Origin of the sequence: Streptomyces durocortorensis, from assembly GCF_016901035.1 — a bacterium.
In the GTDB taxonomy this organism is placed as follows: Bacteria; Actinomycetota; Actinomycetes; order Streptomycetales; family Streptomycetaceae; genus Streptomyces; species Streptomyces durocortorensis.
In genome coordinates this window covers 1-8,942 of sequence record NZ_JAFEUF010000258.1, presented here as the reverse complement: position 1 = coordinate 8,942, position 8,942 = coordinate 1, and the positions used below count along the sequence as shown (strand labels likewise).

Sequence of the window (8,942 nt, the reverse complement as noted above, 5' to 3'; positions counted from 1 at the left end):
GCGCAGCACGACGACGGCGGTGACGGCCTCGATCCAGCGGTCGTCGGGGAGGCCGACGACGGCGGTCTCGGCGACGGCGGGGTGGGTGTAGAGGGCGTCCTCGACCTGGCGGGAGGCGACGAGGACGCCGCCGGAGTTGATGACGTCCTTCACCCGGTCGACGACGGTGAGAAAGCCCTCCGCGTCGCGGACCGCGAGGTCGCCGGAGCGGAACCAGCCGTCGCGGAAGGCCTCCGCCGTCTCCTCGGGCTTGTCCCAGTAGCCGGAGCAGAGTTGGGGCGAGCGGTAGACGACCTCGCCGGGGGTGCCGTCGGGGACGTCCTCGCCCTTCTCGTCGACGACGCGGGCCTCCACGAAGAGGACGGGCCGGCCGCAGGAGTCCATGCGGCCCTCGTGCTCGTCGGGGCCCAGCACGGTGGCCAGCGGGCCGATCTCGCTCTGGCCGAAGCAGTTGAAGAAGGCCAGGTGCGGCAGGCGTTCACGCAGCCGCTCCAGGACGGGGACGGGCATGATCGAGGCCCCGTAGAACGCCTTGCGCAGTCCGCCGAGGTCGCGGGTGGCGAACTCCGGGTGGTTGGCGAGGGCGATCCAGACGGTGGGCGGGGCGAACAGGCTGTCGCCCAGGCCCGTTTCGACGAGGTCGAAGATACGGACGGCGTCCGGCGCGTCCAGGATGGTGTTCTCCGCTCCCACCGCCAGATACGGCAGCAGGAACACATGCATCTGCGCCGAGTGGTAGAGCGGCAGGGAGTGCACGGGCCGGTCGGCGGCAGCGAGGCCGAGCGCGGTGATCGCGCTGACGTACTCGTGGACCAGGGCCCCGTGCGTCATCATCGCGCCCTTGGGCAGGGCGGTGGTGCCGGAGGTGTAGAGCAGCTGCACCAGGTCGTCGGAGGCCGGCGGGCGCTCCGGGGTGAAGGGCCGGTCGGTCTCCAGGGCTTCGAGCAGCGACCCGGGCGCGTCGCGCAGCGCGCGTACCCGGTGGCCCTCGGGGATCCGCCCGGCGAGGTCCGGGTCGGTCAGGACGAGGGAGGAGCCCGACTGGTCGAGGAGGTAGGCCAGGTCGTCGCCGGTGAGGTTCTGGTTGACCGGTACGTGGACGAGCCCGGCCCGGGCGCAGGCGAGGAAGCCGATGAGGTAGGCGTCGGAGTTGTGCGCGTAGGCGGCCACCCGGTCGCCGGGGGCGAGGGCGTGCTCCTCGGTGAGGACGGCGGCGGCCGTGGAGACGGCGGCGTCCAGCGAGGCGTAGGTCCAGGCCCGGTCGGCGTACCGTACGGCGGTCCGGGCGGGGGTGCGCCGGGCGCTGCGGGTGAGGACGCCGTCGACTGTGCTGCTGCGTACACCTGTCATGGCGTGATCCTGTGCGGCCCGGCCCCCGGGGGTCAAGAGGCCGGATACCGACCAGACGGTTGACAGCTGCCGGGGCTCCCTGGCTGAGTGGCGCGTGGCTGTCCGGACGGTCCGGTCAACCGCCTGTGCCACCCGCACCGTTGGGAGGAACACCTTGAGACTGCGAAACCGTCTGAGACTGCTCGGGGTCGCCGGCATCGCCCTGTTCACCGTGTCGGCGTCGCTGCCGCCGGCCACCGCGTCCGGGGCCGGGCAGGAGCGGCATCCGTCCGGTGGCGGTCTGTCCGCCGTCATCCGGTACACGGAGTACGGCATTCCGCACATCGTGGCGAAGGACTACGCACAGCTCGGCTTCGGCACCGGCTGGGCGCAGGCCGCCGATCAGGTGTGCACCCTGGCGGACGGATTCCTCACGGTGCGCGGGGAGCGGTCGAGGTTCTTCGGCCCGGACGCCGCACCGGACTTCTCGCTGTCCTCGGCGGCGACGAACCTCTCCAGCGACCTGTACTTCCGGGGTGTCCGGAACAGCGGCACGGTGAAGAGGCTGCTGAAGGTCCCCGCGCCCGCCGGTCCGAGCCGGGACGTCAAGGAGACGATGCGCGGGTTCGCCGCGGGGTACAACGCGTGGCTCGCGCAGAACCGGATCACCGATCCGGCTTGCCGGGGCGCGTCCTGGGTGCGGCCGGTGACGGCGCTGGACGTGGCGGCGCGGGGGTTCGCCATCTCGGTGCTCGGCGGCCAGGGGCGCGGCATCGACGGCATCACAGCCGCTCAGCCACCGACGGTCGCGCCCCCGGCCGCCGGGGTCACGCCGAAGGAGGCGGCCGTGGCGGCGGAGCGGCTGCTGTCGACGCAGAACGCGGACATGGGCTCCAACGCGGTGGCCTTCCACGGCTCCACGACGGCGAACGGGCGCGGGCTGCTGCTCGGCAACCCGCACTACCCGTGGCAGGGCGGGCGACGGTTCTGGATGTCGCAGCAGACCATCCCCGGCGAGCTGAACGTGTCGGGCTCCTCGCTGCTGGGCACGACGACGATCTCGATCGGGCACAACGCGGACGTGGCGTGGAGCCATACGGTGGCCACGGGCGTACCGCTGAATCTGCATCAGCTGACGCTGGATCCCGCCGATCCGACCGCCTATCTGGTGGACGGCAGGCGGGAGCGGATGACGAAGCGCACGGTGAGCGTCCCGGTGAAGGGCGCGGCTCCCGTGACGCGTACCCAGTGGTGGACCCGGTACGGGCCGGTGGTCACCTCGTTCGGGGCGGCGCTGCCGTTGCCGTGGACGTCGACCACGGCGTACGCGCTGAACGACCCCAACGCGAAGAACCTCCGGGGCTCGGACACCGCTCTGGGCTTCAGCAAGGCCCGCGGCACGGCGGAGATCGAGCGCTCGTTGCACCGGCGGCAGGGCCTGCCCTGGGTGAACACGATCGCAGCGGACCGGGCGGGGAACTCCTTCTTCTCCCAGTCGCAGGTGCTGCCGAGGATCACCGACGAGCTGGCGGAGCGTTGCTCCACGCCGCTGGGCCGGGCCACCTATCCGGCCGCGGGGCTCGCGGTGCTGGACGGTTCGCGCACGGACTGCGCCCTGGGCAGCGACCGGGACGCGGTGCAGCCCGGCGTCTTCGGCCCGGGCCGGGCGCCGACCCTGAAGAACCGTCCGTACGTGGAGAACTCCAACGACAGCGCGTGGCTGACCAACGCGGACCGGCCGCTGACCGGGTACGAGCGGGTGTTCGGCACGGTCGCGACGCCCCGGTCGATGCGGACGCGCGGCGCGATCGAGGACGTCGCGTCGATGGCGGACAAGGGCCGCCTGCAGGTTTCGGACCTTCAGCGCCAGCAGTTCGCCAACCGGGCGCCGGCCGGGGATCTGGCCGCGTCGGACGTGGCGAAGTGGTGCGCGACGCTGCCGGGTGGCACGGCCGTGGGCACGGACGGTACGCCGGTCGATGTGTCGGAGGCCTGCCGGGTGCTGCGGCGCTGGGACCGGAGCGTGGACAGCGACAGCCGGGGGGCGCTGCTCTTCGACCGGTTCTGGCGCAAGGCGTCGGCGGTGCCCGCCGCCGAGCTGTGGAAGACGCCGTTCGACCCGGCCGACCCGGTGCGCACCCCACGGGACCTCGACACCGCCGCGCCGGGCGTGGGCCGGGCCCTGGCGGACGCGGTGGCGGAGCTTCGGGCGGCGGACATCGCGCTGGACGCGCGGCTGGGGAAGCACCAGTTCGTCGTACGCGACGGCAAGCGGCTCCCGGTCGGCGGCGGCACGGAGTCGCTGGGCATCTGGAACAAGACCGAGCCGGTGTGGAACGCGGCGGAAGGCGGCTACACGGAGGTGTCGTCGGGCTCCAGCTACATCCAGGCGGTCGGCTGGGACGACGGCCGCTGCCCGGTGGCCCGGACGCTGCTGACGTACTCCCAGTCGGAGAACCCGAAGTCACCGCACTTCAGCGACCAGACCCGGCTGTACGCGGGTGAGCGCTGGGTGACGTCCCGGTTCTGCGAGAAGGACATCGCGCGCTCGCCGGACCTGCGGGTGGTGCGGGTGCAGGAGCGGCGGTAGGGCACGTCCGGGAGGGGCGGGGCCACCCGCACGCCCCTCCCGGGGAAGCCCCCGTGGCTACAGCGGGCGTTCGAAGCCCTCCCAGTACGGTTCGCGCAGCCGCCGCTTGTAGAGCTTGCCGTTGGGGTCGCGGGGCATGGCGGTGATGAAGTCGAGCGAGCGGGGCCGTTTGTACCCGGCGAGCCGCTCCTCGCAGTGGGAGAGGATCGCGGCGGCGAGCGCGTCGGACGGCTCGTGGCCCTCGGCCGGCTCGACGACGGCCTTGACCTCCTCGCCCCGGTCGGCGTGCGGGATGCCGAAGGCGGCTGCGTCCGCGACGGCGGGGTGGGTGAGCAGGGCGGACTCGATCTCGGCGGGGTAGATGTTGACTCCCCCGGCGATGATCATGTCGATCTTGCGGTCGCGGAGGAAGAGGTAGCCGTCCGCGTCCAGGACGCCGAGGTCGCCGACGGTGAAGAAGTCGCCGATGCGGTTCTTGCGGGTCTTGGTCTCGTCCTTGTGGTAACTGAAGCCGCCGGTGCTCATCTTCATGTAGACGGTGCCCAGTTCGCCCGCCGGGAGCCGGTTGCCGTCGTCGTCGAAGACGGCCAGCTCGCTGATCGGCCAGGCCTTGCCGACGGTGCCGGGCTTCTTCAACCAGTCCTCGGCGGTGGCGAACGCCCCGCCGCCCTCGCTCGCCGCGTAATACTCCTCGACGCAGCTCCCCCACCAGTCGATCATGGCGCGTTTGACGTGGTCTGGGCAGGGCGCGGCCCCGTGGATGGCGTGCCGCATGGAGGAGACGTCGTACCGCGCCTTCACCTCCTCGGTCAGCGCGAGCAGGCGGTGGAACTGGGTGGGGACCATGTGGGTGTGGGTGCAGCGGTGGGCGTCGATGAGGCGCAGCATCTCCTCCGGGGCCCAGCCGTCCATCAGGACGAGCGGATGCCCGATGTGGAGGGCGGCGCCCGCGAACTGGAGCACGGCGGTGTGGTAGAGCGGCGAGCAGACGAGGTGCACGTTGTCGTCGAACGGCCGGATGCCGAAGATGCCGAGGAACCCGCCGAGGTAGGTCTCCTCGGGCCTCTTGCCGGGCAGCGGTCGGCGGATGCCGCGGGGGCGTCCTGTGGTGCCCGAGGTGTAGTTCATGACCCAGCCCAGAGTGCGGCCCTCCGGCGGGATGGCGGAGTGGCCGTCGAGGAGTTCGGCGTACGGGCGGCTGCCGGGGACCGCGCCGACGCCGTAGCGGTGGGTCGTGGGCAGCTCCGCCTCGTCGGCGGCGGCCGTCGCGGCGGCCGCGAACCGTTCGTGGGCGATCAGGACGCGGGCTCCCGAGTCGGAGACGATCCAGGCGATCTCGGGGCCGACGAGGTGGTGGTTGACGGGCACGAGGTAGAAGCCGGCCTGCGAGGCGGCGAGGTAGGCGGTGAGGAGTTCGACGCCGTTGGGCAGCACGACGGCGAACGCGTCGCCCTCGCGCAGTCCCGCCCCGCGCAGTCCGTGGACCATGCGGTTGACGTCGGCGTGCAGCCGGCCCGCGCTCCACTCCTCGCCATCGGGTGCGATCAGGACGGTGCGGTCGGGGTCGGCTGCGGCCTGAGCCCAGAAGCCGTTGGGCGGCTGGTTCACGTGGCGCTCCTTCCGGCGATGCGGTTGATGCGGGTGACGGCCCGTTCGAAGCCGCGGGTGAGGTCGTCGACGACGGCCTGGACGCTGCGTTCGCTGGTCATCCGGCCGACGATCTGCCCGACGGGTGTGCCGAGCAGCTCGCCGACCTCGTACTTCTGGATCCGGGAGACGGCCTCGGCGACCAGCAGCCCCTGGAGCGGCATGGGCAGGGTTCCGGGCCCGGCCGGATCGTCCCAGGCGTCGGTCCACTCGGTACGGAGCTGGCGTGCGGGTTTCCCGGTGAGGGCGCGGGAGCGGACGGTGTCGCCGGAGCCGGCGGCAAGCAGCTTGGCGGTGAGGGCCTCGGAGTGCAGATCGGCCTCCTCCGTGGTGAGCCAGAGGGAGCCGAGCCAGACGCCCTGGGCGCCGAGGGCGAGTCCGGCGGCGACCTGTTCGCCGCTGCCGATGCCTCCGGCGGCGAGCACGGGCAGCGGGGCGACGGCCTCGACGACCTCGGGGACCAGCACCATGGAGCCGATCTCGCCGGTGTGGCCGCCCGCCTCGTACCCCTGGGCGACGACGACGTCGATGCCCGCCTCCGCGTGTCGCCGGGCGTGCCGGGCGCTTCCGGCCAGGGCGGCGACGAGGACCCCGTGGTCGTGGGCGCGCTCGATGACGTCGGCGGGCGGGGAGCCCAGCGCGTTGGCCAGCAGCTTGATCGGGTAGTCGAAGGCCACGTCGAGCTGGCTTCGGGCGACCTCCTCCATCCAGCCGGTGATACGCCAGCCGGAAGCCTCCCCCTCGGCCAGTTCGGGCACGCCGTAGCGGGCCAGCAGTTCGGCCACGAATCCGCGGTGTTCGGCCGGGATCATCGCCTCGACGTCCGCCTCGGTGACGCCTTCGACCTTCTTGGCGGGCATGACGACGTCGAGGCCGTAGGGCTTGCCGTCGGCGTGTTCGTGCAGCCGGTCGAGGTCGCGTGCGAGGTCGTCGGGTGCGGTGTAGCGGACGGCTCCGAGCACGCCGAAGCCGCCGGCTCTGGTGATGGCCGCGGCGACCTCGGGGAACGGCGTGAAGCCGAAGATGGCGTGCTCGATTCCCAGCCGGCGGCTCAGTTCCGTCTCCATGGGCGGCAGGATGCCGCAGCCGGGCGACCGAGGGAAGAGATTTTCTGATGCAGTGTCAGATTCTTTACGGGCCCGGACCCGCCCGGGAGCGGGGAGGTGACAGTAATCTCTGCGGCGGCAAGAACTTTCACCGATCGGCGAGATTTCGGAAGTTACTTTCGCGCGGCCTCCGGGCGCACGGGTGCGGCCCGGTGACCGGATGTCAGGCGCGGGAAGGAGTTGCGGATGACCGGGGACACGCAGCGGTACGGGCGGACCTCCGAGAACACCCCACGCACCGCCGGGAGCGGCATCGCCCGGCGGCGGCTGGGCGGCGGGATACTGGCGCTGGGCGGCGCGCTCGCGCTGACGCCGATCCCGCTCGCGGGTGCGGCCGCCCGGAGCGGGCCCGGCACGGGGGCGACGAACGGCGCGGCGGACACGGGAGCGGGCATGGAGTCAGGGGCGCACCGGCCCACGCTGCGGCGCGGCAGCGCGGCCCGCGCCGGGCTGCTCCAGGACCCGTTGGACCAGCTCGTCCGGGACGCCGAGGCCTACCTCGCCGACTCCCCCGAGCATCCTTGGTACGCGGGCGCTGTGCTGCTGGCAGGCCGGGGCGGCACGGTGGCGCTGCACCGGCCGATCGGCAAGGCCGTGCGCTACGCGGCGTACGACGAGAAGACCGACACCGGGGTGGAGTTCCCGGCGGAGCAGCAGATCGCGATGGCCGAGGACACCGTCTTCGACCTGGCCTCGATCTCCAAGCTGTTCACCTCGCTCCTGGCGGTCCAGCAGATCGAGCGCGGCACGCTGGAGTTGGAGGCGACGGTCGCCTCGTACCTCCCGGACTTCGCGGGCGGCGGCAAACAGGACATCACGGTCCGTCAACTCCTGACGCACACCTCGGGTTTCCGCTCGTGGATCCCGCTGTACGAGGAGCCCAGCCGGGAGGGCAAGCTCCGGATGCTGTGGGAGGAGGTCCCGGCGAGCACTCCGGGCAGCGCCTACCTCTACTCCGACCTCAACCTGATCTCGCTGCAACTGATCCTGGAGCACCTCACCGGCCGCACGCTGGACGTCCTGCTCCACGAGGAGATCACCGCCCCGCTGGGGATGCACCGCACCCGCTACAACCCGCCCGCCTCCTGGAAGCCGAAGATCGCGGCGACCGAGGACGCCCGGCTGCCCTGGTCGGGGCTGGAGCGCGGTCTCGTCTGGGGCGAGGTGCACGACGAGAACGCCTTCGGCTTCGGCGGGGTGGCGGGCCACGCCGGGGTGTTCTCGTGCGCCTGGGACCTCGCGGTGCTCGCCCGGACGCTCCTCAACGGCGGGGTGTACGGCCGCGCCCGCATCCTCTCCGAGGACTCGGTCGACCTGCTGTTCACCGACTTCAACACCGCGTTCCCGGGCGACGAGCACGGCCTGGGCTTCGAGCTCTACCAGCACTGGTACATGGGCGCGATGGCGACGCCGCGCAGTGCGGGGCACACCGGATTCACCGGGACCAGCCTGGTGCTCGACCCGTCGACCGACACCTTCCTCATCGTGCTGGGCAACTCGGTCCACCCCGTAAGGAGTTGGCGCTCGGGCAGCGCGCCCCGGGTGGCGACCGCCAACCAGCTGGCGCGGGCCGTCCCGGTCCGGCCCGAGCGGGGACGGAGTGCCTGGTTCTCCGGGATGGCGAGCGCCTCCACGGCCACCCTCACGCTCCCCGCCCTGCGCCTGGACTCCGCACGGGCCCGGCTGGAGTGCGCCCTGTGGTGGGACACCGAACCCGGCTCCGACGCACTGGTGCTGGAGGCATCGGCGGGACAGGAGTGGCAGCCGGTGCCGTTCACCACCACGGTCCGGGGCCCCGGCCACCACCGCCCGGACCCGCGACCGCACCCGGAGGGCCGGGTCTCCGGCTGGTCGGGGCGGGTGTGGCACCGGCTGGAGGCGGACCTCTCCGCCTGGCGCGGCAGGAGCTTGCGACTGCGGTGGCGGTACACCACGGACCAGCGGTACGTGGGGCGCGGCGCGTATGTCGACGCCCTGCGGGTGCGGGACGGGGGCCGCACGGTCTTCGACTCCGAGCGGCCCCGGGACGCGGGGCGGATCGGGGCGACGGGCTGGGTGCTGTCGGCCGACTGAGCGGCGGTGCGGGCGCCGGCGCGCGTGGTGGTCCTGCGCCCGGCGGGGACGGCCGCCACAATGACGTCACGCCCGGAGCGGGACGACGTCACCGCCGGTTCATCCGGGGGCCGTTGGATGGCGCGGGCGGCAGGAAGAGCCGCTAGGGGGTGTCGTCGAACTGCCGGCTGTCACGCGGCAGCAGGCAGTTCGACGAC

General features: G+C 72.6%; 5 protein-coding genes. 2 read left to right on the top strand and 3 right to left on the bottom strand.

The genetic code is table 11. The features are described from left to right. A partial coding sequence (locus tag JS521_RS30430) for a fatty acyl-CoA synthetase (protein WP_205086155.1) occupies positions 1-1,350 on the bottom strand: 1,350 nt, incomplete at its 3' end. A 154-nt stretch (positions 1,351-1,504) separates the two neighbouring features. On the opposite strand from JS521_RS30430, the gene JS521_RS30425 reads away from it, so the two are divergent. After that, entirely contained in the window at positions 1,505-3,919 is a 2,415-nt protein-coding gene (locus tag JS521_RS30425; RefSeq protein ID WP_205086154.1) for an acylase, read from the top strand. A 57-nt stretch (positions 3,920-3,976) separates the two neighbouring features. Here the strand turns inward: JS521_RS30425 and JS521_RS30420 are convergent, their stop codons facing one another. Together JS521_RS30420 and JS521_RS30415 are read right to left on the bottom strand one after the other, a co-directional pair. Continuing rightward, the gene (locus tag JS521_RS30420; RefSeq protein WP_205086153.1) at positions 3,977-5,527 is read right to left on the bottom strand and encodes an acyl-CoA synthetase; all 1,551 of its coding nucleotides are present in this window, start codon (positions 5,525-5,527) and stop codon (positions 3,977-3,979) included. Beyond that, positions 5,524-6,633, bottom strand: coding sequence for an NAD(P)H-dependent flavin oxidoreductase (locus JS521_RS30415; protein ID WP_205086152.1), 1,110 nt, complete (start codon positions 6,631-6,633; stop codon positions 5,524-5,526). The genes JS521_RS30420 and JS521_RS30415 overlap by 4 nt, the downstream gene beginning before the upstream one ends. A gap of 225 nt (positions 6,634-6,858) precedes the next feature. On the opposite strand from JS521_RS30415, the gene JS521_RS30410 reads away from it, so the two are divergent. Continuing rightward, complete coding sequence (locus tag JS521_RS30410) at positions 6,859-8,745, top strand: serine hydrolase domain-containing protein (RefSeq protein ID WP_205086151.1); 1,887 nt, start codon at positions 6,859-6,861, stop codon at positions 8,743-8,745. Positions 8,746-8,942: the final 197 nt, after the last annotated feature.